This window comes from Leifsonia sp. Root227, assembly GCF_001428745.1.
Taxonomy (GTDB): Bacteria; Actinomycetota; Actinomycetes; order Actinomycetales; family Microbacteriaceae; genus Leifsonia.
Genome location: NZ_LMIO01000004.1, coordinates 360,265 through 383,782 on the forward strand (window position 1 = coordinate 360,265; position 23,518 = coordinate 383,782).

Annotated in this window: 21 protein-coding genes; 6 read left to right on the top strand and 15 right to left on the bottom strand. The window is 68.6% G+C overall.

From position 1 onward, the window contains the following. The first annotated feature begins 14 nt into the window (after positions 1-14). From ASE16_RS16500 to ASE16_RS16515, 3 genes are all read left to right on the top strand, one after another. Entirely contained in the window at positions 15-1,610 is a 1,596-nt protein-coding gene (locus tag ASE16_RS16500; protein ID WP_162255984.1) for a SpaH/EbpB family LPXTG-anchored major pilin, read from the top strand. Positions 1,611-1,679: 69 nt separating this feature from the next. After that, positions 1,680-2,603 (top strand): class C sortase, encoded by a 924-nt coding sequence (locus ASE16_RS16505; protein ID WP_082581526.1) that lies wholly within the window; start codon positions 1,680-1,682, stop codon positions 2,601-2,603. 429 nt (positions 2,604-3,032) lie between these two features. Beyond that, positions 3,033-3,488, top strand: a complete 456-nt coding sequence (locus ASE16_RS16515; RefSeq protein ID WP_055897589.1) for a DUF4190 domain-containing protein — start codon at positions 3,033-3,035, stop codon at positions 3,486-3,488. A 31-nt stretch (positions 3,489-3,519) separates the two neighbouring features. Here the strand turns inward: ASE16_RS16515 and ASE16_RS16520 are convergent, their stop codons facing one another. From ASE16_RS16520 to ASE16_RS16585, 14 genes are all read right to left on the bottom strand, one after another. Beyond that, entirely contained in the window at positions 3,520-4,140 is a 621-nt protein-coding gene (locus tag ASE16_RS16520) for a TMEM175 family protein (RefSeq protein ID WP_055897593.1), read from the bottom strand. Positions 4,141-4,213: 73 nt separating this feature from the next. After that, the gene (locus ASE16_RS16525; protein ID WP_055897596.1) at positions 4,214-4,735 is read right to left on the bottom strand and encodes an AAA family ATPase; all 522 of its coding nucleotides are present in this window, start codon (positions 4,733-4,735) and stop codon (positions 4,214-4,216) included. A 48-nt stretch (positions 4,736-4,783) separates the two neighbouring features. Continuing rightward, positions 4,784-5,581 carry a class I SAM-dependent methyltransferase gene (locus tag ASE16_RS16530; RefSeq protein ID WP_055898918.1) on the bottom strand — a complete coding sequence of 266 codons (798 nt, stop codon included), beginning with the start codon at positions 5,579-5,581 and terminating at the stop codon, positions 4,784-4,786. An 89-nt stretch (positions 5,582-5,670) separates the two neighbouring features. Further along, positions 5,671-6,288, bottom strand: a complete 618-nt coding sequence (locus ASE16_RS16535) for an RNA polymerase sigma factor (RefSeq protein ID WP_055897599.1) — start codon at positions 6,286-6,288, stop codon at positions 5,671-5,673. A 130-nt stretch (positions 6,289-6,418) separates the two neighbouring features. After that, entirely contained in the window at positions 6,419-8,716 is a 2,298-nt protein-coding gene (locus tag ASE16_RS16540; RefSeq protein WP_055897601.1) for an ATP-binding protein, read from the bottom strand. A 64-nt stretch (positions 8,717-8,780) separates the two neighbouring features. Next, positions 8,781-10,052: a diaminopimelate decarboxylase gene (lysA, locus tag ASE16_RS16545; RefSeq protein ID WP_055897605.1), complete on the bottom strand. Its 1,272-nt coding sequence runs from the start codon at positions 10,050-10,052 to the stop codon at positions 8,781-8,783. Further along, positions 10,052-10,687: a MurR/RpiR family transcriptional regulator gene (locus ASE16_RS16550; RefSeq protein WP_055897608.1), complete on the bottom strand. Its 636-nt coding sequence runs from the start codon at positions 10,685-10,687 to the stop codon at positions 10,052-10,054. The genes lysA and ASE16_RS16550 overlap by 1 nt, the downstream gene beginning before the upstream one ends. Positions 10,688-10,719: 32 nt before the next feature. Then, positions 10,720-11,526 (bottom strand): serine hydrolase, encoded by an 807-nt coding sequence (locus ASE16_RS16555; RefSeq protein ID WP_235500547.1) that lies wholly within the window; start codon positions 11,524-11,526, stop codon positions 10,720-10,722. A gap of 2 nt (positions 11,527-11,528) precedes the next feature. After that, positions 11,529-12,353 (bottom strand): serine hydrolase, encoded by an 825-nt coding sequence (locus ASE16_RS16560; RefSeq protein WP_055897614.1) that lies wholly within the window; start codon positions 12,351-12,353, stop codon positions 11,529-11,531. Then, positions 12,353-13,324, bottom strand: coding sequence for a S66 peptidase family protein (locus ASE16_RS16565; protein ID WP_055897617.1), 972 nt, complete (start codon positions 13,322-13,324; stop codon positions 12,353-12,355). Before ASE16_RS16565 ends, ASE16_RS16560 begins: the two co-directional genes overlap by 1 nt. After that, on the bottom strand, positions 13,321-14,967 hold the full coding sequence (locus ASE16_RS16570; RefSeq protein ID WP_055897620.1) for an ATP-binding cassette domain-containing protein: 1,647 nt from the start codon (positions 14,965-14,967) through the stop codon (positions 13,321-13,323). Before ASE16_RS16570 ends, ASE16_RS16565 begins: the two co-directional genes overlap by 4 nt. Further along, on the bottom strand, positions 14,967-15,884 hold the full coding sequence (locus ASE16_RS16575) for an ABC transporter permease (protein WP_082581527.1): 918 nt from the start codon (positions 15,882-15,884) through the stop codon (positions 14,967-14,969). The genes ASE16_RS16570 and ASE16_RS16575 overlap by 1 nt, the downstream gene beginning before the upstream one ends. Then, the gene (locus ASE16_RS16580; RefSeq protein ID WP_055897626.1) at positions 15,881-16,921 is read right to left on the bottom strand and encodes an ABC transporter permease; all 1,041 of its coding nucleotides are present in this window, start codon (positions 16,919-16,921) and stop codon (positions 15,881-15,883) included. The genes ASE16_RS16575 and ASE16_RS16580 overlap by 4 nt, the downstream gene beginning before the upstream one ends. Before the next feature lie 69 nt (positions 16,922-16,990). After that, positions 16,991-18,847, bottom strand: a complete 1,857-nt coding sequence (locus ASE16_RS16585) for an ABC transporter substrate-binding protein (RefSeq protein ID WP_082581528.1) — start codon at positions 18,845-18,847, stop codon at positions 16,991-16,993. Positions 18,848-19,167: 320 nt separating this feature from the next. On the opposite strand from ASE16_RS16585, the gene ASE16_RS16590 reads away from it, so the two are divergent. Then, positions 19,168-20,262 (top strand): C39 family peptidase, encoded by a 1,095-nt coding sequence (locus ASE16_RS16590; protein ID WP_162255986.1) that lies wholly within the window; start codon positions 19,168-19,170, stop codon positions 20,260-20,262. Positions 20,263-20,281: 19 nt separating this feature from the next. Here the strand turns inward: ASE16_RS16590 and ASE16_RS16595 are convergent, their stop codons facing one another. Continuing rightward, complete coding sequence (locus ASE16_RS16595) at positions 20,282-21,412, bottom strand: M20/M25/M40 family metallo-hydrolase (RefSeq protein ID WP_235500548.1); 1,131 nt, start codon at positions 21,410-21,412, stop codon at positions 20,282-20,284. 123 nt (positions 21,413-21,535) lie between these two features. Between ASE16_RS16595 and ASE16_RS16600 the strand changes: the two genes are divergently transcribed. Both ASE16_RS16600 and menC read left to right on the top strand, forming a co-directional pair. Next, positions 21,536-22,384: a GNAT family N-acetyltransferase gene (locus tag ASE16_RS16600; RefSeq protein WP_157480431.1), complete on the top strand. Its 849-nt coding sequence runs from the start codon at positions 21,536-21,538 to the stop codon at positions 22,382-22,384. Beyond that, positions 22,381-23,505: an o-succinylbenzoate synthase gene (gene menC, locus ASE16_RS16605; protein WP_055897638.1), complete on the top strand. Its 1,125-nt coding sequence runs from the start codon at positions 22,381-22,383 to the stop codon at positions 23,503-23,505. Before ASE16_RS16600 ends, menC begins: the two co-directional genes overlap by 4 nt. The last annotated feature ends 13 nt before the right edge of the window (positions 23,506-23,518 follow it).

Consider the following 23,518-nt stretch of genomic DNA (forward strand, 5'->3'; position numbering starts at 1 on the left):
AAGGAAACGACAGCATGTCCGCAATCACCCGGAACCGGGGGCGCGCAGCGCTCGCGGTCGCGACGGCGCTCTCGCTCGGAGTGTTGGGAGCTTTGGCTTCCGGCGCTGCCGCGAATGCGTCGACGATCAACACCTCTTCGCAGGGTCAGATCATCGTCCACAAGTTCACGAACCCCGGCAACGGCACGATGAACCCGGACGGAACGGGCACCGCCCCGACCACCGCGCCCATCGCGGGCGTCGTGTTCCAGTACTGCACGATCAGCGGGATCAACCTGCTCGACGGCACGAACACCGGCTGGAACCAGATCAACGCGATCACGCCGGCGCAGAAGCAGGCGTCCGCCGGCGCCGGAGTGACCACCCTCGGCGCGTACACCCTCACCGGATGCACGTCCCTGCCCGCCACGGACGCCACCGGCACCGCGGCATCGGTCGCGACCCTTCCGCTGGGCGCGTATTTCGTGCGTGAGATCTCGGCGCCGTCGAACGTCGTCGCTCCTGCGGCCCCGTTCATCGTGACCCTGCCGACCCCGCAGAACAACACGACCCTCAACGGCAACTGGGTCTACAACGTCCACGTGTACCCGAAGAACACCACGGCGCAGGGTCCGGCGAAGAACGTCGTGAACCAGACCACGGACGGAGTCGCCCTCGGCGCTCCGATCGAGTACCAGGTGACCCAGCTCATCCCGGCGCTCGCGACCGGTCAGACGTACACGAAGTTCATCATGACCGACACCCTGGATGCGAAGCTCACCCCGATCACCACATACCCGGTGACCGTGAAGGCCGGCGCGACCACGTTCGTCTCCGGAACGGACTACAACGCGGTGTGGTCGGGTCAGACCCTGACCGTCACCTTCACGACTGCTGGCTTGGCGAAGCTTCAGGCCGGTCAGAACGTGGTGTTCGACTTCCAGGCGAAGGCGAACGCGGCAGGCACGATCACGAACCAGGCGTTCGCCAACCTGAACGACTTCACCCTCACCCCCGGCACCCCGAACGGACCGAACGGCTCCCCGTCGACCACGATCACCAGCCGCTGGGGCGACCTGACCGTGCAGAAGGTCAACGCGGCGAACACCTCCGACGGCCTCGCAGGCGCCCAGTTCCAGGTCTACATGGGCACCACCGACCAGCAGGCCTCCTGCACCGCCAGCATCACCGGCCTCACCCAGGTCACCACACCAGGCACCAGTAACCCGTACGTGGTCACCTCCGGCGCCAACGGAACGGTCACCATCCCCGGCCTCTGGGTCGGCGACACGCAGATGACGACCGCCGCCGACGGCACCGTGTCGAACACGACCGTCGCCGGTCACGACCTCACCCAGCGCTGCTACGTGCTCCAGGAGATCGTCGCCCCCACCGGCTACGTCCTCCCCACCGGCACCGCAGCGCTGACCCCGGTCATCGTCAAGGCAGGCGCCAACGGCACCACCCCGATCGCCACCATCGCGAACACGCAGCAGGGCGTCCCCTCGCTGCCGTTCACCGGCTCCAGCGTCCAGCTCGCCATGACCATCGGAGGCATCGCCCTCGTCGTCATCGCGCTCGGCGGACTGCTCCTGATCAGCCGCCGCCGCGCCCGTAAGAACGAGGCGTAACACAGACCGAGCGGGTGGCGGGCGTTTCCCCACCCCGCCACCCGCTCACCACACCCAACACCCCGAACCATGAACGAGCACCCGACCACACGCCGCCGCTGGCGGCCGAGCATCCTCCTGATCGCGACCGCCGTCGCCGCCTTCGCTGGCGCCACCGTCCTCGCATACTCGCCGGCCGCATCCTGGATCTCCTCCTACAACCAGTCCCTGATCGTCAGCCACTACACCGAAGACGTCCGCACCACCCAGCCGTCCGCCGCCGAACAGCTCGCCGAAGCCCGCGCATACAACGCCGCCCTCTCCTCCGGCGCCCTGGTCAAGGCCAACAGCAACATCCCCACCGGCAACGGCACCAGCAGCGACCAACGATTCGACTACGAAAAACTGCTGTCCACCCCGAACGGCACGATGGCCCGCATCCAGGTCCCCGCCATCGGCGTCGACCTGCCCATCTACCACGGCACCAGCGACGCCACCCTCGCCAAAGGCGCAGGCCACCTGGAAGGCACCTCCCTCCCCGTCGGCGGCGTCAACACCCACGCCGTGATCACCGCCCACCGCGGCCTCGCCGACGCCACCATGTTCACCGACCTCGACAAAGTGAAGACCGGCGACACGTTCATCATCACCACGTTCGGGAAAGTCCTCACCTACCGCGTCGTCGACACCCGCGTCGTCGACCCGTCCGACACGACCACCCTCCGCCAAGAAGCCGGACGCGACCTCGTGACCCTCATCACCTGCACCCCGCTCGGCATCAACACCCAGCGCATCCTCGTCACCGGGCAACGCGTGCTGCCCACCCCCGACAAAGACGCCGCCACAGCCGCCAAACCCCCCGTCCTCGTCACCTTCCCCTGGTGGCTGATCTTCTACCTCACCGCCATCGCCCTCATCAGCATCTACCTCTGGTGGGCGGGCAGGGTCCCCGACAAGACCCGCCGCACGGGCGCGGTCGACACAGCGCGAACGTTAGGAGGGCGGGCGCCGTAGCGTTCCGCGCGCGTGTTGCGTGCGCTCGTTCTCCGACGGAACGTCATCCGGTCTCGGCTTTTCCGAGCGAGACCGGCGCGCGCGGCGTCCAGGGGTCAGCGGCTTGTCACTGGTGACGAAACGCTCCCCGGCGTTGCGTTCGGACTCCAACTGCTCCACCCGGGCGAGCAGCGCTGTGGCGACGAAGTCCGACCACGTCTCGACGCCGTTCTCGCCAGCGGTGTGACGGTATGCGGCGCGAGCGCGCTCCCGATCTGAGCTCCTCAGGTAGAAGCTGACGCTCACGACCACGTCGTGCGGAGTTAGGGGATCGTGCGCAGGCGGGGTCACACCGAAGGGACCGGCAGAACGCCGATTCATGACGGCGACGGTGCGACCGGTCGCGCGACGGTGCCCGCGTTCGACATGGCATGCGATAGATTCCAGGCTATGTCGAACCAGCCGGATGCGCCGCAGCCGTCGCCCGCCGAGCCGGCCCCTTCGCCTGCGTACGCGAGCGTGCCGACTCCTCCGCCTCCATATGCGAGCGTGCCGACTCCTCCGCCTCCTGGATACTACGCCGCACCCGTCGTGCCAGGGCGCGGGCTCGGTATCGCCGGCTTCGTCCTGTCGTTGTTCGTCGTGGCTAACGTCGTCGGCTTGATCCTGAGCATCGTCGCGCTTATCCAGTCCAAGCGGGCTGGACGCCCCAACGGCTTCGCACTCGCCGGCATCATCATCGCCTCCGTCGGTGTCGTGCTCACCATCCTCGTGGTCGCGCTGACCGTGCCTGCCATTGTCCACGCCGCCAACACGTGTGCCCGCCTCGGGGATGGGGTCCACGTGATCGGCAATTCGACGTACACGTGCACACCCACGTCGTTCAACGTGTCCACTCACTTCTAACGCGTCGACCCTGACAGGTACGCCGCAGCAGTCATCCCCGCGCTTCGGGGTCACGCCCCTCGTTCGAGCCCGTCTGGTTGAACAGATAGTAGATGCTCAGCCCGGCGATCCCGACCAGCATGGCCGGAGCGTAGATGACGCCCACGCCGGTGAGCAGCGGGTAGAACAGGATCCCGGCCCCGAATCGGCGGAGCGCGCGGCGACGGTCCACCGGCTGCATCGAGCCCGACCGCACCTGAGCCAGGGTGATACGCCCGTACACGAACGTGAAGGCCACCGCGAAGCCCGTCGCGACACCACCATAGAGAACGGCGGCGACTCGGATGTCGGCCGGGCTGCCATCGGCGAGGGCGCCGGCAAGCGTCGCGGTGGTGAACGGGACGGCCGTGACGAACATGAGCAGGATGAGGTTCCAGAACATCAGTACCCTGTCCACGGTCGTCGCCAGCCGGAAGATCGAGTGGTGGTTGACCCAGATGACGCCGATGACGAGGAAGCTCACCACGAAGGCCACGAACGACGGCCAGGATGCGGCGAGCTGGGACACGAGGCTGCCGCCCTTGCCGGGGTCGAGATGCAGATCCAGCACCAAAAGCGTGATCGCGACCGCCAGGACTCCGTCACTGAACGCCTCGACGCGCCCTTTGTTCATTGCTCGTCCAGCACTACACGGTCAGCCATACTCAACGTCTCCCGGTTCCTCGTTCCCGCCCGAACAGCTCGAGCTAGCGCCATCCAGCGGCTTCGAGCACTTCCTGGGCGATGTCGCGGACGGATCGTCCGTCGGTCGATACCCGGTATACCGTGCTGTCGGTGTCCAGTCGAGCCGCCGCGGCCCTGCTGCGTTCGACGTGCTCCGCGAGCGCCGTGCCGATTTCCCGCTTCGCGAGTCGCCCGGCTGCCGTGTCGTCCGACGCTGTGAGCAGTACGCCGAACGAGCGGACGTCCGTGCCGAGCGCATCCGTGAGCGACGGCATCTGGAGCACGCTGACCGTGTTGGTGAAGATCAGGCGCGAGTAGCCGGCGATCCGGTAGTTCCGCCACATGGCGGCCAGATTCTGCTCGGCAAGGTCGACGCCCTCTCGCCACGGCTGCGGGTAGGCCTGGTCCAGATTGTCGCCTTCGATGAGGGCGTGACGGATGTCGTCTTCCGCCAGCATGAGCGATGCCTCCGCCGCCACACTGGACTTCCCGACTCCCGAACGGCCGCCGATGAAGATCACGTCGGTGTGGCTCTCGCTATCCATCCACTCATCCTTCCGTGCGTCGCGGCCGCAGACGATGTACCGGGACGTTCAGGGCTTCCCAACGATCAACCGGAGCGACCCGTCGAACGATGGCTGGGTGCGCAGGTGACCGTACCTGGCGTCCCACGCGCCGCCGGCGAGGTCGGCGCGGAGAGTGCGTTCGAACCGGTCGTGGACGGCTCGGTCGACGAAACTCCAGGCCGAGTTCGCGAGCCGCGCGCCAGGGTCGAGAAGGGATTCCGGTCTGCCGTAGTACGCCTCGGAGAAGCCGTCGGTGCACGTCAGCGGGATCGGAAGCGCCGTGACCGTCACGGTTCCGCCGACGCCTGACCGGATGGCCGCGATGGATGGGTACCGCCCTGCCTCCGTCGCGATGACCTCCGGCGCGTAGTCGTTCAGCCAGGACGACCGCAGCGCGTCCGGGTCGCAGGTGAGGATCACGACAGGTCCGCTCGTGACCCGGCGCGCCTCGCGCAGGCCGGCGTGCAGGTCGCGCCACTGGTGGACAGTGAACGAGGCGAGGGATGCGTCGAAGGCTGCGTCGGGGAACGGAAGGTGCTCGGCGACGGCGTCGATAACGGGAGCGGAGCCTGCTGGCCGTTGCGCGCGCATCGCGGCGCTTGGCTCGACGGCGGTCACGTCGAGGTCGGCCGGTTCGTACGAGCCTGCACCTGCGCCGATGTTCAGCAGGGTGGTCGCGTCGCCCAGCGCATCGTGGATCGCGGCCACGAAGGCGGGCTCCGGTCGCCGGTAGCTGGCGTAGTCGAAGCCGATGCTTCCGTAGTCGGCGTCACCGGCACTGCCGTCCTCGCTCCGGGGAGCTGTTCTGTGCTTCTCTTCGGACATGAGACCACTGTCGTCCCAGAAGCGGAGCGGCGCCATTGGCCTGCAGGTCAGTGCCAGCAAGGATCACGCCAATAGCGCAGAGCCCGACTCTAGGCAGCGGTCGCGTATGCGAGCTTGCTCTCCGGCGCGCTCACGAGGTCGCGGAGGCGTCTGCGTGCTCGGTAGGCGAGGGACCGGGCGGCCTCGGGTGTGATGCCGAGCGCCGCCGCCGTCTCGGCAGAGCTGCGGCCTTCGACGTCGCTCAGCCAGAGCACCGTCCTCCACTGCTGCGGCAGCAGCGCGAATGCGTCGCGGAGGGACAGGACATCGTCGTGGTCTGCGAAGCGGGCTGGAGTGGCGAGAAGTTCGGCGTCGACGAGGTCGGTCTCGCCGGCGGCCTGCCGCTTCGCACCCCAGTTGTTCACGACGGCGCGGAGGGTCTGGCGGAGGTATCCGCCGAAGCTCGTCGTCGGGCCGGACTGGTTCCGCAGCGCAGCGAGGATGCGCGTGAACGCTTCGGCGGCGACGTCGTCAGGGTCGAACGAGGAGGTGAGGCTGCGCGCGGTCGCGAACGCGAACCGGCGATAACGTCGCCAGAGCTCCGCGAAAGCGGTCATGTCGCCGGAGCGGGCGGCGCTCAGCAGTTCGGGTTCGCTGAGCAGTTCGGGTTCGCTGAGCAGTTCGGTGTCGAGCAGGGCGGTATCTCTGGTGGTGTGTGCGTTGATCATCCGGGTCTGGCCCGAGCGGGAAACGCACGTGGATCGGGTTCCACGGATTCGGGGCGTTCTCGGGCTCTTCCAGCCTTCCCGGCGGGGCGCGCGGGCATCAGGCGGAAACTACCTGTCCACTACGCGACCACTACCTGTCTCCGGTTCTCCGCTCGGTGTCGAGGTGGTCGCGGACCCACCCGGCGAGTTGCACGCGGGAGGTGAGTCCCAGCTTGCTCAGGATGCGTTGGACGTGCCCCTCCGCAGTGCGGACGGCGACGACCAGCGTTGTGGCGACCTCCTTGTTGCTGCGTCCTGCCGCGACCAGCCGCGCGACCTCCAGCTCCCGCTTGGTCAGTCCGCCGTCCGCGTCGGCGATGGGAGCTGCCGCGGGGGTCGCGACATCGGCCGCGAGCACCCAGTCGAGCCCAGCGGCGGGCGACGAGGCCCTGCCTTTGTCGTATTCGGCGGCGAAGTCGTGCTCGGGCACCGCGTTCCTGATGCGTCGTTCGTACGTGTCCCTCGGGGTTGTCGGCAGCCCGATGTCGTCACGCCGCATCCCGATGGCCGACCAGATGCTGTCCGCGATCCCGATGCACCGGGAGGCGTCTGCCACCCGCCCTGTGTCGACGTATGCGGCCGCGACGGCTTCGACAGTGTGCGCGGTCAGCGCGGACGGCGACAGCTGCCTGCGCATCCGGAGCGACGTCGTAGCGAAGTGGACCGCCTCCTCGGCGTCATTGCGTTCGATCGCGTCAACGGCGAGCCCGAACAGCAGGTATGCCCTGTCGTACATCTCGCCGGTCTGCTCGCTGCGGCTCAGGATGGTGTCCCGCAGCTCAGACGCCCGCTCCGTGTTCCCGAGTCTGTCGTGCAGCAGCGCGAGCCGGATGTGCGCTCCCGTCCTGGTGAGCATCAGCAGGTTCTGTGCGCCGTACGCCACGGCGCGTTCCAGAAGCTCGGCGGCGGCCGGTCCGTCCGGCATGAGCACGCCGACCCCTGCGTCGACCGATCTCGCCGTCCATTCGTCTCCCACGGCTTCTGCCTCGATGGTCAGTCGCCTCAGCTCGTCCGCGACCGCATCCAGCCCCAGCCGGGAGCCGACGATGTAGCCGTGCAGCAACCGGGCGCTCAGCCGAAGCGGATGCGCACCCGTCGTGGCCGACAGAGCCCTGTCGAGCAGGCGCTCCAGATCGCGCGCGCGCCCACGGGCCAGCCAGAACACGCGCCACATCGGGATGAGCAGCCCGAATGCCCTGTCGGGGTCGCCGCCTGGCCCGAGTGCCAGATCGAGGGCGGCGCGGATGTTCGGCATCTCGAGTTCGTGCCGCGCGATCCAGTCGAACTGCCGCGGACTGAACCAGTCCCGCTCCGCGGTGTCGAGGAATGCTGTGCACCACTCGCTGAGCAGCTGTTCGGCCGCCTCGATCTCGCCCTCGGCTCTGGCCTGCTCGATCCCGAACTCGCGGATGGCGAAGAGCATCGAGTATCGCGTGTGCGGCAGGCCGGGAGTCTTGGAGATGATCGACTTGTCCACGAGCGCTCGCAGCGGTTCCAGGGCGTCGACGCGACCGTCGCTCGACGCCGCGACGGTCTCGGCTGCGGCGATGTCGAAGCCGCCGGGGAACACGGCCAGGTACCGCCACAATCGGCGTTCGTCCTCTGTGCACAGCTCGTAGCTCCACTCGATCGAGGCGTACAGCGTGCGCTGCCTGGCCGATTGGATGCGCTTGGCGCTCTCCAGGAGGCGGAACGGCTCCTTCAACCTGTGCAAGATGTCGGCGATGGACAGGATGCGCGTCCTGGCCGCCGCGAGCTCGATCGCGAGGGGGAGCCCGTCGAGCCTGCCGCAGATCTCGAGAACGATCGAGAGGTCTTCTCCTGGATCGAATCCGGGATCGAGCGCCCTGGCCCTGGACACGAACAGGTCGACGGCCGGACTCGCGCCGGTGTCGTCCGCCTCGACCCTGAGCGGGGTGACGGGGTAGATCCGCTCCGCGTCGATGGCGAACGGCTCGCGGCTCGTCGTCAGCAGGACGACGTTCCCGCAGCGCGCGATGATCGTCTCCGCGATCGCCGCGCAGGCGTCGATCACCTGCTCGCAGTTGTCGATCACCAGCAGGATGCGGTGCTCCCCGATCCGGCGGACGACCGCGTCCAGGCTCGCGTCGCCTACCCGCAGCGCGACGCTCAGGAGCTCGATCGTCTGCTCAGGGGTGCCGGACGCTGACAGGTCGACGAAGCAGACGCCGTCGGGGAACGCGCGCCTGGCCTCCACGGCGACCCGGATGGCCAGCCGCGTCTTGCCGACGCCGCCGGGACCGCAGACGGTGACCAGCCTGGAGGACCCCAGGAGCGCCCGGATCTCGGCGACCTCGTCGCGACGCCCGACGAACGACGACACCTCCGCAGGCGGCGGCGTCAGCGACGCGACAGCATCGCTCGTCATGGGCAGGCACCCGGCGTTCTCATGTCTCTCATCATGCCGCGTGCGTTCCCGTTCGCGGGGACGGCTAGACGAACGACTCCAGCTCCAGCAGGTCCTCGATCGTCTGCCGCCGACGGATGAGGCGCGCAGCCCCGCCGTCCACCAGCACTTCCGGCGCCAGAGGGCGCGAGTTGTAGGTGGACGACATGCTCGCCCCGTATGCGCCTGCGTCGTGGAACACGACCAGGTCGCCGACCTCGACCGCGGGAAGCGGGATGGTCAGCACCTCTCCGCCCTCCGCCTGCGTGAAGACGTCGCCTGACTCGCAGAGCGGACCGGCGAGCACGGTCTCCGTCGTCCCTCCCGCTCGCTCGGCGCCGTCGGCGTCGAGGACCGTCACGCGGTGCGCAGCGCCGTACAGCGCAGGCCGCATCAGGTCGTTGAAGCCGGCATCCACCAGCACGAACCGGTTGGCGCCCACCCGCTTGAACGCGCGCACCTCGGCGACGAGCACGCCGGAGGACGCCACCAGGAACCGTCCGGGCTCGATCTCCAGCCGCACCGGATGACCGAGGTGCGCAGCCAGGCGCTCGCGGGCCGCATCCCAGAGCCGGAAGTACTCGTCGGTGTCGAGCTCCTGGTCGTCCTCGGCGTACGGGACCGGCAAGCCGCCGCCCGCCGAGATCGCCGGCACGTCACGCCCGGAGGCGATCACCAGCTCGACCATCGCATCCGCCACCCTGGCGAGGTGCTCGAAGTCGGCCCCCGAGCCGATGTGCATGTGCAGCCCGGCCAGTTCGAGCCCGAAGCGGTCGACGATCGCGAGACTGTCGGCCAGCTCCTCGTGCCAGATCCCGTGCTTGCTGAACGCGCCGCCCGTGTTCGTCTTGCGACTGTGCCCGTGGCCGAAACCGGGGTTGACCCTGATCCAGACGCGATGCCCTGGAGAGGCCTGCCCGAGCTGTTCCAGCATCTGCGGCGACCCGCAGTTCACGGTGACCCTGTCGCGCACCACGCGCGCAAGGGTGGGGCGGTCGAGAACGTCGGCGGTGAACACCACGGGGTCGTCGTCCTCATCGGCACCGGCAGCACGGGCAGCGTCAGCGCCCACCGGATACCCTGCTCGCCGCGCCCGTTCGAGCTCCCCGGCGGAGACCGCATCCACCTGCACCCCCTCCTCCCGCATCAGCGACAGGATGTGGATGTTCGAGCACGCCTTCTGCGCGAACCGGATCGTGTCGAACGACCGCAGCGCGGCGATCCTGTGCCGGATGCTCGCGGCGTCGTACACCCACACCGGCGTCCCGGACTCGGCCGCGATCCCCGCGAGGCCGACGGCCCCGGCGACGACGGGCACTAGTCCTCCACGTACAGGCCGAGCTGTTCGCCGAGCCTGTCTCGTTCGAGGAGCCGGCGACCTGCGCCCTTCGCGCTCGCCGTGGTCAGGGTGGTGAGGATGTGGATGACGAGGGCGACCGAGGTCGGCGAGTTCGCGAACGACGCGCTCGCCGTGTCGACGACGAGGCACTCGTCCGCGATCGCGACGAGGGGCGCATCCGGAGCGTCGGTGATCACCACGAGGGTGCCGCCGGCCTGCTTGAACAGTTCGGCCATGTCGATCGTGTACTTGCGGTAGCGGGCGAGCGAGAACGCCACGAGCACGTCGCTGGTGCGCACGTCGCTGAGGACGTCGAGCGGGCGCACGATCGTTCCGTCGATGAGCGTGACGTTGGCGAGCCCCGCGCTCAGGTCCATCGCCAGCAGCGACGCGAAGGTGAACGACTTGGCCGCGCCGAGCACGAAGCGGCGGCGGGCGGCGACGATGAGTGCGGCGATCCGCTCGAAGGACGGGTCGTCCTTTGCCCAGTCGAGCGCGTGCGAGAGCTGTTCACGCTCCTGTTCGACCACGCGACGCTTGAGGACGAGCGCCGATCTGCGCTGCACCCTGGCGTCGTATCGTTCGTGCGGACTGTTGAGTTCTCCCGGATTCACAGTTCACCCTTCCGAAGCCGTAGACAGCAGTATCACAGGAGATGCCTCCGCAGTTCATCGCCGGCAGAGCGCATGGTCGCGAGCACCCGGTCGCGCACCTCGGAGCCGCGCTGCCAGTTGGCGAGCACGGCGTACGCGATCCTCCGGCCGGGCGACATCACGAGCCCGGTGTCGGCTCGCACGGTGGAGATCGTTCCCGTCTTGTTCCAGAGCCACACGTCGCGATCGAAGTAGTAGTGCGCGAGCGGGTCGAGGCCGAACGCGGAGGCCACCATCGACAGATCCATGCCGGCGCCGAGCCAGCGCTGCAGCGTGTCGGAGGAAGCAGCGCTGAGGTCGGCGGCGTGCGCCGTCCTGGTGACGAAGCGCACGAGCTCGTCGGCGTTCGCGTGCGAGAGCGTCCGGGGCGCGCCGGGAGGCAGGGGCCAGCGGACGACGTCGTCGAGGCCGGAGTGCTCGTAGCCGAGCGCGCGGGTGTGCTCCTGCACGGTGGGAAGGCCGATCACCCTGCAGAGCGTGTTCGTGGCCGCGTTGTCGCTGACGGCTCCGATCAACGCGGCCACGTCGTAGAGCGACAGCGTGTCGGCCTGGAGCAGATACCAGAGTCCTGAGTTGTCCATCCACTCCGATGGGCGCCGCGTGACGCGGTCCTCGAGGGAGCGGGTTCCGGCATCCACCTCGGTGAGCAGCCGGTGCAGCAGGAACACCTTGCCGACGCTGGCGGTGTCGAGGACGAGGTCTGGCCGGTGGCTGAACAGCGTCTCACCCGAGTCGATGTCGACAGCGAGCGCCGAGAACCGGAGCCCGGGCAGGTCGTGTTCGAGGTCTTCGAATGGCACGTTCACGAGGCTGGGATTCCTGTGACGTGCGCGCGCAGCTGCTCGCCGATGCCGTGCATGGCGCGCAGCACGGGCGCGCGCAGATCGTCGGCAGAGTCCTTCCAGTTCGCCGCCACAGCATAGGCGACGGTCGCTGCGCGGCCGGCGAGGTGACCGATCTCGATGCGGGCGAAGGAGGTGCTTCCCGTCTTGTGGCGCAACACCATGCCCTGGTACTCGTCGTCGACGTGCGCGAGCGGATCGAGGAGGAGCGCATCGGCGACCATCGAGGTGTCGACGTCCGCCGAGAGCCAGTCCAGCACACGCGCGCTGACGGAGGGCGAGACCACGTCGCCGGAGCCCAGTCGGCGCATGAGCTGCGCGAGCTCCGCCCCCGTGCCGTACGACGGCGTCCACGGCAGGTCGGGGGTGCGCTCGTTGCGGATGAAGTCGTGCAGAGAGGTGTCGGAGAAGCCGAGCGACGGCGCCACCGCGCGCACCCTGTCGAGCCCGCACAGCCAGAGGAGGGCGTTGGTCGCGAGATTGTCGCTGACGGCGCCGACGAGCAGGGCGGCGTCGAGCACGGTGACGCGCTGATCGCGCATCCGGTAGAGCAGCCCGGAATCGGCGACGCGATGCTCCTCCGGGATCTCGATGCGCTGGTCGGGATCGAGCTCTCCTGCCTCCAGCCCGCGGGCCACCTCGATCAGCAGGAACACTTTGCCGATGCTCGCCGTCTCGCAGACGACGTGAGGCTCGTGGGTCGCGAGGGTGCTTCCTGTCACGGCGTCGATCACGCTGACCGACCACCGCACCCGCTGGTCGAGCGGGGGGAGACGGACAGCCATCAGAGCGATCCCCCGATGGTCAGCCGGACGGGTTCGTCCGAACGGGCGATGAGCGCTCCGTCGACATTGAGCGGGATACTGAGGGCGTCAGGGTCGTGCCCGAAGCCCTGCTCCCACAGCACAGGCACGCCGAGGCTCGGCAGCAACTCCTCCGCGAGCGCCCGCACCGCTTCGAGGTCGCCGCAGTTGTGCCACGACCCGAGGACGATCCCGGATGCGTCCGCCAGTCGTCCGGCGCGGCCGAGCTGCACCAGGAAGCCGTCGAGCCTGTACGTCTCCTCGTCGACGTCCTCGAGGAAGAGGATGCCGCCTGGACGGTCGAGCGACTCCGCCGCACCCATCGCGCCGGCGAGCAGGCTGAGGTTGCCCCCGGTGAACCGTCCCTCTGCGACCCCTGGCACGAGTACGGACGTCTCCCGGCCGACGATGTCCCGGCCGCGCCACGGCTCGAACAGCCAGCGTCGCACATCGTCGCGCACGAACGCCGAATCGCGGAACACGTCGTTCCCGACCATCGGGCAGAACAGCGTCGGAACGTCCAGGTTCACCCGGAACGCCTCGTGAAGGGCCGTGATGTCGGAGGATCCGGTGAGGAGCTTCGGGCGTCCATCGCGACGGAGCGCAGCATCCCGCAGCTGCCCCCAGTCGAGACCGTCGAGCAGCCGCATTGCGCCGTAGCCGCCCCTGATGCACACCACGGCGTCCGCGTCGGGGTCGAGCCACGCATCCACCAGGTCTTGCCGGCGTCCGTCGTCGGCCCCGGCAAGGTAGCTCGCGCGTGGATGCGGGTCGAGCACGTGCTCGCCGACGACCACCTCCAGCCCCCAGTCCCGGTAGTAGCCGACCGCGCGCTCGAGGCTCTCGGCGCTGCCCAGCCCGGACGGCGACACGAACCGCACGCGGTCGCCTGGCTGCAGGGGAGCGGTGTCGAGGTACGCGGACCTGTCGATCGCGATGGTCGGCGTGCTCATGCCAGCCTCCGCTCGATGCTGGGTGCCGCCGCGAGCAGACGGCGCGTGTACGGGTGCTGAGGATCGAGCAGCACCTGTTCCGTCGGTCCGTACTCCACGATGGCTCCCTCGTACATGACGGCGACGGTGTCGGCGATGTTCCACGCCAGCCCGAGGTCGTGCGTGATCACGAGCGCGCTCAGGTCGAGCCTGTCGCGCAGCGAAAGCAGCAGCGCCAGGATCTCGCCGCGCACCGAGGCGTCCAGCGACGCCACCGGCTCGTCGGCGACCAGCAGTTGCGGGCCGACCGCCAGCGCGCCGGCGATCACCGCTCGCTGCCGCTGACCGCCGGAGAGCTCCTGCGGGATGGCGCGGAAGAAGCGTTCCGGCGGGAGCAGCTCGGCGTCGGCGAGGCTCTGCGCAACGCGTTCCTGCTCGTCGCCCTGGAAGCGTTGCACCCGCAGGCCCTCTGCGACGGATTCGTAGACGCTGATCTTCGGGTTCAGAGCGGCAGACGGGTCTTGGAGCACCATCTGCACCTCGCTGCGGAAGTCGCGCAGGGCGCGTCCGCGGTGCGGGATGTCCTTGCCGCGGAACCGGATGACCGACCCCTCGTCCGCCCGCTGCAGCCCGACGATCGTGCGGGCCAGCGTGGTCTTGCCCGACCCCGACTGCCCGACGAGCGCCAGGATCTCGCCCCGCCGGAGGCTCAGGTTCACGTCCTTCACGGCTGCGAGCGGTTTGCCCCGCCCGTGATACGTCACGGTGACCCCGCGCGCTTCCAGCACAACATCGTCCGAGAGTTCGCGCGTCTTGTCCGTGACGGCGTCCGTGCGGCGGGTCACGGGGTTGAGGCGTGACGCGGGGTCGCCGATGGTCGGGAACGCCTCCGACAGCTGCCGGGTGTACGGGTGTTGTGGGCTCGTGCACACCTCGTACGCGTCTCCGACCTCGACCAGCTCGCCGTCGCGCATGATGGCGATCCGCTCGCAGGCGGTCGCGAGCACCGACAGGTCATGGCTGATCATCAGCATCGAGATGCCGCGCTGGGCGACCAGGGCGCTGATCATGTCCAGGATCTGCTTCTGCACGATCACGTCGAGGGCCGTGGTCGGCTCGTCGGCGATGATGATGTCCGGTTCGCACGCGAGGGCCATCGCGATCATGACGCGCTGCTTCTGGCCGCCGGACAGCTCGTGCGGATACGCCTCCGCCTTCGCCGGTGCCAGATCGACGGCGTAGAGGAGTTCGAGTGCGCGCGCCTTGCGGGCTTTGTCGGTGCGCCAGGCGTCGGAGACGTGCAGTTCCAGCGCCTCCACGATCTGCTGGCCGACCGTGCGCACGGGGTTGAGGGAGTGCATCGCGCCCTGGAAGACGATGGAGGCCTCCGCCCACCGCAGCGCCCTCAGCTCGCCGAACCGGAGGTCGGCGATGTCGGTGTCGCCGATCAGGACGCGGCCGCCCAGCCTGGCGTTCGCGGGCAGGAGACGCAGGACGCTCATGGCCAGGGTCGACTTGCCCGATCCGGACTCGCCGGCGATCCCGAGGGTGCCGCCTGCGGGCAGCACCAGCGAGACGTTCTTCACCGCGGCGATCTCGCCCTCGTCGTTTCGCCCGGCTGTGCGGTAGGTGATGCAGACGTCGTCGAAGGTCAGATCCGGCATCAGCGGCTCCTCAGAGTCGGGTTCACGATGGTCTCGACGGCACGGCCGATGAGGGTGAAGGCGAGGACGACGAGCACGATCGCGATACCGGGCACGAGGATGTACCACCAGTAGCCGGCGGTGGCTGCCGAGACGTCCATCGAGTTCTTCAGCACGGAGCCCCACGATTGAAGCGTGGTGTCGCCGAGCCCGAGGAACGACAGCGTCGACTCCGCGATGATCGCCGAGCCGACGGTGAGCGTGGTGTTCGCGAGCACGAGCGGCAGCACGGCGGGAAGCAGGTGCTTGACGATGATGTGCCAGTGCCCCGCCCCCAGCACCCTGGCGCGCTCGATGTAGTCGCGCGATTCGACAGAGAGGGTCTGTGCCCGCACCACGCGCGCTGTTCCGGCCCACGAGGTCAGGCCGATGGCGATGACGATCGTCCACACGCCGCGCGAGAGCACAGAGGAGAGGACGATCGCGAGGATGAGCGACGGCAGCACGAGGAAGAAGTCGATGATGCGCATCAGGAGGCCGCCGGTCCAGCCGGTGAAGTGCCCGGCAGCGATGCCGACGATGGTTCCGATGATCATCGACACCGCGGTGGCGGCGAAGCCGACGAGCAGCGAGACTCTGGCGCCCCAGATCATCCGCACCCACAGTTCGCGTCCCTGGTCGTCGGTGCCGAGTGGATGCGCGAACGACGGGGGAGCGAAGCGCGGCTGTTCGAGGAGCTTGGTGACGTCGAGCATCCACGACGGCGCGAGGACGGGGGCGAGCAGCGCGAGCAGGATGACGACGACGAGGAAGATCAGTCCGGCCATCCCAGCGCGGCTGTGGGAGAACTCCCGGCAGAAGCCGCCGAAGGCGTGCCGCCGCCGCGCCCACGCCATGCTGCGGGGTGAACGTGCTGCGGTTGCGGTGGTGCCGCTCATCCGCGCCTCACTCTCGGGTCGAGCCGACGGTACACGAAGTCCGCGACGAGGTTCATGACGATGATGATGGCCGAGAACACCACGAAGGTGCCCTGCAGCAGAGGCAGGTCCGGTCCCTGGATCGCCTGGTAGGTGAGCTTGCCGAGACCGGGCCAGGAGAAGACGGTCTCCACCGTGACGGCGCCGGCGATGAGCCCGCCGATGTGCATGAACACCAGCGTCACCGTGGGGAGCATGGCGTTCGGAACGGCGTGGCGCCTGCGGAGGTCGTCATCCCTCAGCCCTTTCGCCCGCGCGGTGACCAGGTAGTCGGCGCTCTTCTCCTCCATCACGGATGCGCGCATCACCATCACGTACTGGGCGTACACCACGGCGACCATCGTGATCACCGGGAGCACCATGTGCGATGCGACGTCGAGCACGACGCCGAGCGGGTCGTCTGGAGGGTTGGGAGACGTCATGCCGCCGGTGGGGAACCAGTGCAGCGTGCCGCCGAACACCATCAGCAGGATCAGAGCCAGCCAGAACGTCGGCACGGACCACAGCACCAGCGAGGTGCCGGTGGTGACCTTGTCGAACAGCGAGCCGGGTCGCCAGCCCGCCTTCTGACCCAGCCAGAGGCCGAGGGCGATGGCCAGGATCGCGGACGTCCCCGTCAGCAGGATCGTGTTCCAGAAGTACTCGCCGATGAGCGATGCGACGCTCTGCTTGTAGACGTAGCTCTGGCCGAAGTTGAGGGTGAAGACGTTGCCGAGGTACTCGCCGAACTGTTGCCAGAGCGGCTTGTCCAGGCCGAGCTGCTCGCGGAGCTGCGCCATCTGCGCGGAGGTCATCGGATGCTCGCGCGCCATCGCGGCGACCGGGTCGCCCGGCAGGATCTTGAAGGCGAAGAACCCGAGGACGATCACCATCAGGAGGCTGATCGCCGCTCCGCCGATCTTGTTGAGCGCGTATTTCAGCGCGGGGGCGCTGCGGACGGTCGCCTCGCCTTTTTCCTCGAGGATCACCGCCTCGGTGACGGGGGTTGCGTTGCTCATATGCCTTCTCTTCTGACGCGACGGGAGAGCGGTGGCCGCGACGGGAGTCCGCCGCGGCCACCCGATCGACTACTCGACGTCGGCGCTCTTGCGTCGGCGCACCACGAAGAAGATGATCGCACCGATCACGATGAGGACGATCACCCCTCCCGTGACGAGAAGGCCGACGTTGGGGCCCGAGTCGCTGCTTGAGCCGTCTGCGACGGGGGCGACGTCCATGAAGCCCCAGTAGCCGGACTGGTTGGCGATGATCCCGCCCTTCGACGGCATCATCCGGAAGTCCGTGAACCGGTCGGAGCGGTATGCCTCGAGGCCGTTGGCGTACCAGTACACGATCTGAGCAGTGTCGGTGAAGTTGAGCTGCAGCATCTTCTGGACGATGGCTTCGCGCTTCTTCGCGTCCGTCTCGGTCTGCTGCTCCTTGTAGAGCTTGTCGTACTCCGGGTTGCACCAGCCGTCCTGCGAGGTCGCTCCGGTGCCGTCCGTCTTGGTCGGCAGGCTCGAGCAGGTGTTGATGCTGAGCTGGTAGTCCGGGTCGGGTCCGACGCTCCATCCGCTGAAGTAGATGTCGTAGTTGCCCTTCAGCGTGTCGGCGTTGATGGTGTCGGAGTCGGTCGAGATCAGCTGGATGTCGATGCCGATCGCCTTCATCCACGGCTGGAAGTACTGCGCGGCGGTCTGCTCCTGCGGGTCGGTGGCGTCGACGAAGAGGCGGAGCGAGAGGCGCTGGCCGTCCTTGACGCGGATGCCGTCCGCTCCGGCCTTCCAGCCGGCGGCGTCGAGCTTCGCTTTCGCCTTCTCCGGGTTGTACGCGAGCGCCTTCACGGCCGAATCGTCGGTGGGAAGCGTCCACTGCGGGTACGACGACGGGATGAAGCTCGTGCCGGGGTTGCCGAGGCCGTTGAGCACCTTCGACAGCAGCGTGTCTGTGTCGGTGCCCATCCGGATGGCCTGACGCACGTCCACGTCCTGCAGTGCGGGGTTTCCGTTGCCGAACGGCTGGCCGTCGACCGTCTTCAGCCCGGAGTTGAAGCTGAACGAGGAGAAGCGGCGGCCGATGCCCGAGTGCTCGGTGATCCCCTCCGCGCCCTTCAACGCCTGGTACTGGGTGGGGGTGAGGCCGGTCACGAAGTCCACGTCGCCGGAGCGGAGCGCCTGGACCTGCGCGTCCGAGTTCGTGTAGTACACGTACTGGATCGTGTCGATCTTCGGGGCGCCCTTCCAGAACTTCGGGTTCGCCTTCATGGTGATGAACTGGTTGGCCTTGTAGCTCTCCAGCAGGAAGGGGCCGGAGCCGACGACGTCTTTGTCGTTCGCGTATGTGGCGGGGTCGGAGATCTTCTCCCAGATGTGCTTGGGGAGGATCGGGACCTCGATGCCCGGGTTCGGTGCCTGCGGTGCCTTGAGGTCGATGACGACGGTCTTGGCGTCCGGCGCCTTCACGTCGGAGAAGTTGGCGAGGAAGTTGCCGTTCGCGACGGCGAGGTCGGAGTTCGTCATCATCTGATCGAAGGTGTACTTTACGTCGGCCGACGTGATGGCCTTGCCGTCGGACCAGGTGAGTCCGTCCTGCAGGGTGTACACCCACTTCTTGCCGCCGTCTTCGACCTTCCAGTGGTCGGCGAGGCCCTTCGTCGGCGAACCGTCGACGTCGCTGTTCTGCACCAGGTTCTCGTACATGTAGCGGAAGAGGTTGGTCGGGAGCAGGTAGATCGAGGTCCACGGGTTGAAGCTGTCGACGAAGCCGGAGGTCGCGATCCGCATCGTCTTGGCATCCTTGCCGGACGAGGGGGACGAGCTCGGGTCGGCGGCGTGAACGCTGTGCGGTTCCGCGGCATTCGCTGCGCCGGCCGGTGCGGCGATGATCGCTGCTGCTGCAACGAATGACAGCGCGCGGATCAGATGTTTGCGGTGCCTGGTGCGCATAGGAGTCCTTCCATCGGCCGAGGTCCAGAGCAGGACCACGAGGGTTGCAGTAATGGAACAGCATGGAGCACGTCCGGGTCAACGTATTCGTACCAGATGTTAATGAATTCGTAACGGCGCGGGGATGGAGCGCATTACTGCCAGTTCACGAATTCTGCACACAATTGCGCGCGCAATCGCCCGATTCGCACACCAAACCGGCGCAAAACGCCGGATTCGTGAACAAAGTGCCATTCAGCGTCCCGTCCGGTATTCGCGAATATCCGTTGCGGGTGGAAGATGATCCGTACCGGATAATTCCACTCAGGCGAGGAGAAGCGATGCCAGGGGTACCGAGGGCCGATCCGCCGGACATGTGGCGCACCCGGCTGGTACGCGCAGACACGGACGCAGGATGGACCGGGCGACAGTGGATGTCCGGCGTGCTCGAACCGGGATGGGCGGGCGATCCTGGCGCAGACCAGGCCGTCGCGTCGTGGAACCTGGACCCGGCCGCCACGGCCGTGGTCGAACTGCGCGCGCGCACCGCCGACGGCCGCTGGCATCCCTGGCAGACCCTGGCGCACTGGGGCAGCGAAGGCGAGCGCAGCAGCCTGGCGCAGCCGGAGGCCGGTCTCACGCACGCGGCGCCGACGGTCGACACCGACGTCCTGACGGCGGGGAGCGCTGGCCGATTCGACGCTGTCCAGCTGCGCGTCACCCTCGGAGAGGCGGCCGCGGACAGCCAGGCGCTGCGCCTCGCCGCGGTGAGCTTCAGCTCCCCTGGTGCTGCGTCTGGGCCCGCCGCCCTCGGCCCAGGAGCCGCGACGGGAGCGGTCGGCGTCGCCGCCGCCGTGCAGCCGCTGTCCCAGCGCGCCTATCCCGCTCGCGGCGACCTCGGCGGCGGAGGCCCGGCCTGGTGCTCGCCGACGTCGCTGACAATGGTCGCGGCGGCGTGGGGTGCGGAGATCCCGTCCGCAGCGGACGAAGACGTCCCGCCCGGCGCCGACCCGCGCGTCCCGTGGATGGCGCGCGCTGTGTACGACACGGCATACGGCGGCACGGGCAATTGGTCGTTCAACGCCGCTGTCGCCGGGGCGCTCGGCTTCGACGCGCTGGTGACGAGGCTGTCGTCCCTGCACGCGGCTCGGACGCTGACGGATGCCGGCATCCCGCTGGTGGCGTCCGTGTCGTTCGCTGCAGGCGAGCTCCCCGGCGCGGACTACGACACTCCCGGTCACCTGCTCGTGATCCGCGGCTTCGACCCCGACGGGGATGTGCTGGTGGCCGACCCGTCGAATCCCGGCGGCGTCTCCGGCCTGCGCAGCTATCCCCGCCGCGCCTTCGACGACGCATGGTCGCACAGCCGCCGCACGGCCTACCTGATCGTGCCGCGCGGCCACGCGCTGCCGCCGAGCCCGGCAGGGGAGTGGTGAGGTGACGCCGGAGCGGCGGTCAGCGAGCCGGACGAGCGGGCACGGCCGGGTCCTCGAGCACCGCCGTGAGCAGGTCGATCCGTTCGCCGAGCGAGCTGAGCGACAGATGCTCGGTCGCCGCGTGAGCGCCGCCGCCACGCGGGCCGAAGCCGTCGACCGTCGGGATGCCGAGGCTCCCGAGAAGGTTCGTGTCTCCAGCGCCGCTCGCCGGCCGGCCGGTCACGACCTGTCCGATACGCGCGCCGGCGGTCGCGATCGCCGACAGCAGCTCGCCGTCGGCGGACGACGGGCTCCAGGCGGGGCGATGACTGAGCAGCTTCGTCGCGATGACCGCCCCGCTTCGCACCGGGGAGAGCGTGCGCAACGCATCGAGCACGGCGCCCTCCGCCTGCCCGTCCAGGAACCGCAGCCCGATCTCGGCTTCCGCCTCCGCCGGGATGACGTTCGCCCGGCCGCCGCCCGCGATCGTGCCGACGTTGCAGAGCACCTCCGAGCGCAGCGATGCATCCGCCACGATGGCCCTGAGCGCCACCAGCTGGTCGACGAGCTCGTCGATCGCCGAGATCCCGCTGTCCGGGTCGAGGGCGGCGTGCGAGGCGCGTCCGCGCACGGTCAATCCGACGCGCGTGCTGCCGCGCCTCCCCACTTTCAGCGCGCCATCCGGATGCGGAGACTCGAATCCGATCGCACCGGACACGCCACCGGCGCAGGCGCGAAGGAGCGCCTGGGTGGTGGGCGAGCCGACCTCCTCGTCGCACACGACGACCACCCGCACGCTGCGGTGCCTGCGACCGCGCAGGCGCTCGGCGGCGGCGAGCATCACGAGCAGCCCGCTCTTCATGTCGTAGACGCCAGGGCCGCCGACGGTGTCGCCGTCGACGTACCACGGCACCTGGTCCTCGATGGCGCCGTGCGGCCAGACGGTGTCCGAGTGTCCGACGAGCAGCAGAGGGTCGCCGACGCCATCGAGGTCGGCGACGAGGCTGGCGCCCGCCGCCGTCCGTTCGATGCGCACGGCCGCGCCTGCCGCATCCCACCATCCGGCGAGGACCTCCGCCATCCGCTCGCTCGCCTGTGCGTCGAACGACGGCGATTCGATGCGCGCGAGGCCTTCCAGCCGCGAGAGCGTTTCAGCTGCTTCTTCGTTCACCTCGTACGCCACGCCGGCCTCTCTCCATTGTTTTACGAATCATATCGTTTGCTTGATCGGGCCGCGATGAACGCGATAGCCTGGCGGTCCACGCCTTCCGCGCTCAAACATAGGAAACGTATCGTGTCCCAGGCCTCTCTTTCTTCGCTTCGCGCGGAGACGTTGATTTCGGGTGAGGAGTTCCGCGCGGCGGCCGCTTTGTACACCAGGGTCTTCGGATACGAGCGTCCTGAGTTCTCGCTCAACCCCAATCTTCTCAGCGCGCTCGCGCGCAACGGCGGGTCCGCGGTCGGTGTTCGAACCGCGGACGACGAACTCATCGGTTTCGCATACGGCTTCGCAGGCCGCGACGCGCTGGGGAACGACTTCCACTATTCGCAGGCTGCCGTGGTGGATGCGGCGCACCAGGGCGCCGGCGTCGGCCGGATGCTCAAGGAGCGACAGCGCGAGGTCGCCCTGGGCTGGGGGCACCGCACAATGCGCTGGACGTTCGACCCCGTGCTGTCGAGGAACGCGCACTTCAACTTCTCGTCGCTGCGCGCGGAGGGCGTCGGGTTCGTACCGGACTACTACGGCAGGCCTGGCACGGACCGCGTGGTGGTCGAGTGGGACCTGACTCGCGACGACGACCCGTTCTCCGACCCGTTCGACGACCTCAGACGCGCTGAGCCCCCTGCCCTCGGCCGTGGCGACTGGGGCCGGGCCGTCTACGGGCCGATCTCCCGCCGAGACGGCTCCGTCGGGGAGGCTGCCTGGCTGGCCGTCCCCGCGCAGGCCCCTGCCGTCTCCGACGACGAGGAGGAGCGCGCCTCTCACGACCTTCTGCGCGCGAACGTGCGCCAGTCGCTCGCTACTCTGATCGGCGACGGCGCCGTCCTCGTCTCCTGCGTGCGCGTCGACCAGGCGACCGCCGTCTACCTCGCCGTCGAGCGTCCATCCCGCCCCGATTCCGGCAAGGAGCCCTCCGTATGAGAATCGACCGGTTGCGCCTGTTCGACGTCACCCTTCCCCTCGTCCACAGCTTCGAGACGAGCTCGCATCGCAAGACGGGGCTGAACCACATCCTCGTCGAGGCGACGGATGCGGACGGCCGGGTGGGCTGGGGGGAGATCGCGACGCCCTCCGACCCGTACTACGGGTCGGAGACGACGCAGACGGCGTGGAGCATCGCGGAGCGCTACCTCGCGCCCGCCGTTCTCGGCACCACCTGGGAGACGCCGGAGGACGTGGAGGCGGCCTGGCGGCGCGTCCGCGGCCACGAGTTCGCCAAGGCGGGCTTCTCCATCGCGTGCTGGGATCTTCATGCGCGCTCGACCGGTCGCTCGCTCTCCTCGGATCTCGGGGGAACGCGCACCGCCGTCGAGGCCGGAGTCTCCCTCGGCATCGAGCCGACGGTGGACGAGCTCCTCGCGCAGGTCGGCCGCCAGGTGGATGCGGGCTACGGGCGCGTGAAGCTGAAGATCGCGCCCGGCTGGGACGTCGAGCCTGTGCGCGCCGTCCGCGCCGCGTACCCGGACCTCGACCTCCACGTGGATGCCAACGGCGCATACCAGGACACGGAGGCGTCCACGGCGGTGATGCTGGCCCTCGATGCGTACCGCCTGACGATGATCGAGCAGCCGTTCGCCCCGCGGGACTTCGTCGCTCACGCGCGCCTTCAGGCCGCCATCGACACCCCCGTCTGCCTGGACGAGTCCGTCGTCGATCTGGGCGATCTGCGCACGATGCTGGCGCTGGACGCCGGGCGGGTGCTCAACATCAAGGTCTCCAGGATGGGCGGCCTCGCCTCCGCCCGTCGTGCGCACGACATCGCACGGGATGCCGGCGTCCCTGTCTGGTGCGGCGGGATGCACGAGTTCGGGGTTGGGAGGGCGGCGAACGTGGCGATCTCCTCGCTGCCGAACTTCACGCTCCCCTCCGACGTCTCCGGCTCCGACAAGTACTACGCGCGCGATGTGATCGTGCCTCCCGTCGTCGCCACCGCCGGAATCGTGCAGGTTCCGGCCACGGCGGGCATCGGTCACGATGTGGATGTGGAGTGGGTATTCCAGAACGCGGCTCGCACACTCGACACCTCGGCTGTGGCCGACTGATCAGGAGGACACC

What these genes read in the sequence shown, in the direction of transcription:
- ASE16_RS16570 (WP_055897620.1), bottom strand. Translation starts at nt 14,967, where the DNA reads ATGCCGGATCTGACCTTCGACGACGTCTGCATCACCTACCGCACAGCC.
- ASE16_RS16520 (WP_055897593.1), bottom strand. Translation starts at nt 4,140, where the DNA reads ATGAACAAAGGGCGCGTCGAGGCGTTCAGTGACGGAGTCCTGGCGGTC.
- ASE16_RS16585 (WP_082581528.1), bottom strand. Translation starts at nt 18,847, where the DNA reads ATGCGCACCAGGCACCGCAAACATCTGATCCGCGCGCTGTCATTCGTT.
- ASE16_RS16500 (WP_162255984.1), top strand. Translation starts at nt 15, where the DNA reads ATGTCCGCAATCACCCGGAACCGGGGGCGCGCAGCGCTCGCGGTCGCG.
- ASE16_RS16525 (WP_055897596.1), bottom strand. Translation starts at nt 4,735, where the DNA reads ATGGATAGCGAGAGCCACACCGACGTGATCTTCATCGGCGGCCGTTCG.
- ASE16_RS16535 (WP_055897599.1), bottom strand. Translation starts at nt 6,288, where the DNA reads ATGATCAACGCACACACCACCAGAGATACCGCCCTGCTCGACACCGAA.
- ASE16_RS16575 (WP_082581527.1), bottom strand. Translation starts at nt 15,884, where the DNA reads ATGAGCGGCACCACCGCAACCGCAGCACGTTCACCCCGCAGCATGGCG.
- ASE16_RS16530 (WP_055898918.1), bottom strand. Translation starts at nt 5,581, where the DNA reads ATGTCCGAAGAGAAGCACAGAACAGCTCCCCGGAGCGAGGACGGCAGT.
- ASE16_RS16505 (WP_082581526.1), top strand. Translation starts at nt 1,680, where the DNA reads ATGAACGAGCACCCGACCACACGCCGCCGCTGGCGGCCGAGCATCCTC.
- ASE16_RS16560 (WP_055897614.1), bottom strand. Translation starts at nt 12,353, where the DNA reads ATGGCTGTCCGTCTCCCCCCGCTCGACCAGCGGGTGCGGTGGTCGGTC.
- ASE16_RS16540 (WP_055897601.1), bottom strand. Translation starts at nt 8,716, where the DNA reads ATGACGAGCGATGCTGTCGCGTCGCTGACGCCGCCGCCTGCGGAGGTG.
- ASE16_RS16515 (WP_055897589.1), top strand. Translation starts at nt 3,033, where the DNA reads ATGTCGAACCAGCCGGATGCGCCGCAGCCGTCGCCCGCCGAGCCGGCC.
- ASE16_RS16580 (WP_055897626.1), bottom strand. Translation starts at nt 16,921, where the DNA reads ATGAGCAACGCAACCCCCGTCACCGAGGCGGTGATCCTCGAGGAAAAA.
- ASE16_RS16565 (WP_055897617.1), bottom strand. Translation starts at nt 13,324, where the DNA reads ATGAGCACGCCGACCATCGCGATCGACAGGTCCGCGTACCTCGACACC.
- ASE16_RS16590 (WP_162255986.1), top strand. Translation starts at nt 19,168, where the DNA reads ATGCCAGGGGTACCGAGGGCCGATCCGCCGGACATGTGGCGCACCCGG.
- menC (WP_055897638.1), top strand. Translation starts at nt 22,381, where the DNA reads ATGAGAATCGACCGGTTGCGCCTGTTCGACGTCACCCTTCCCCTCGTC.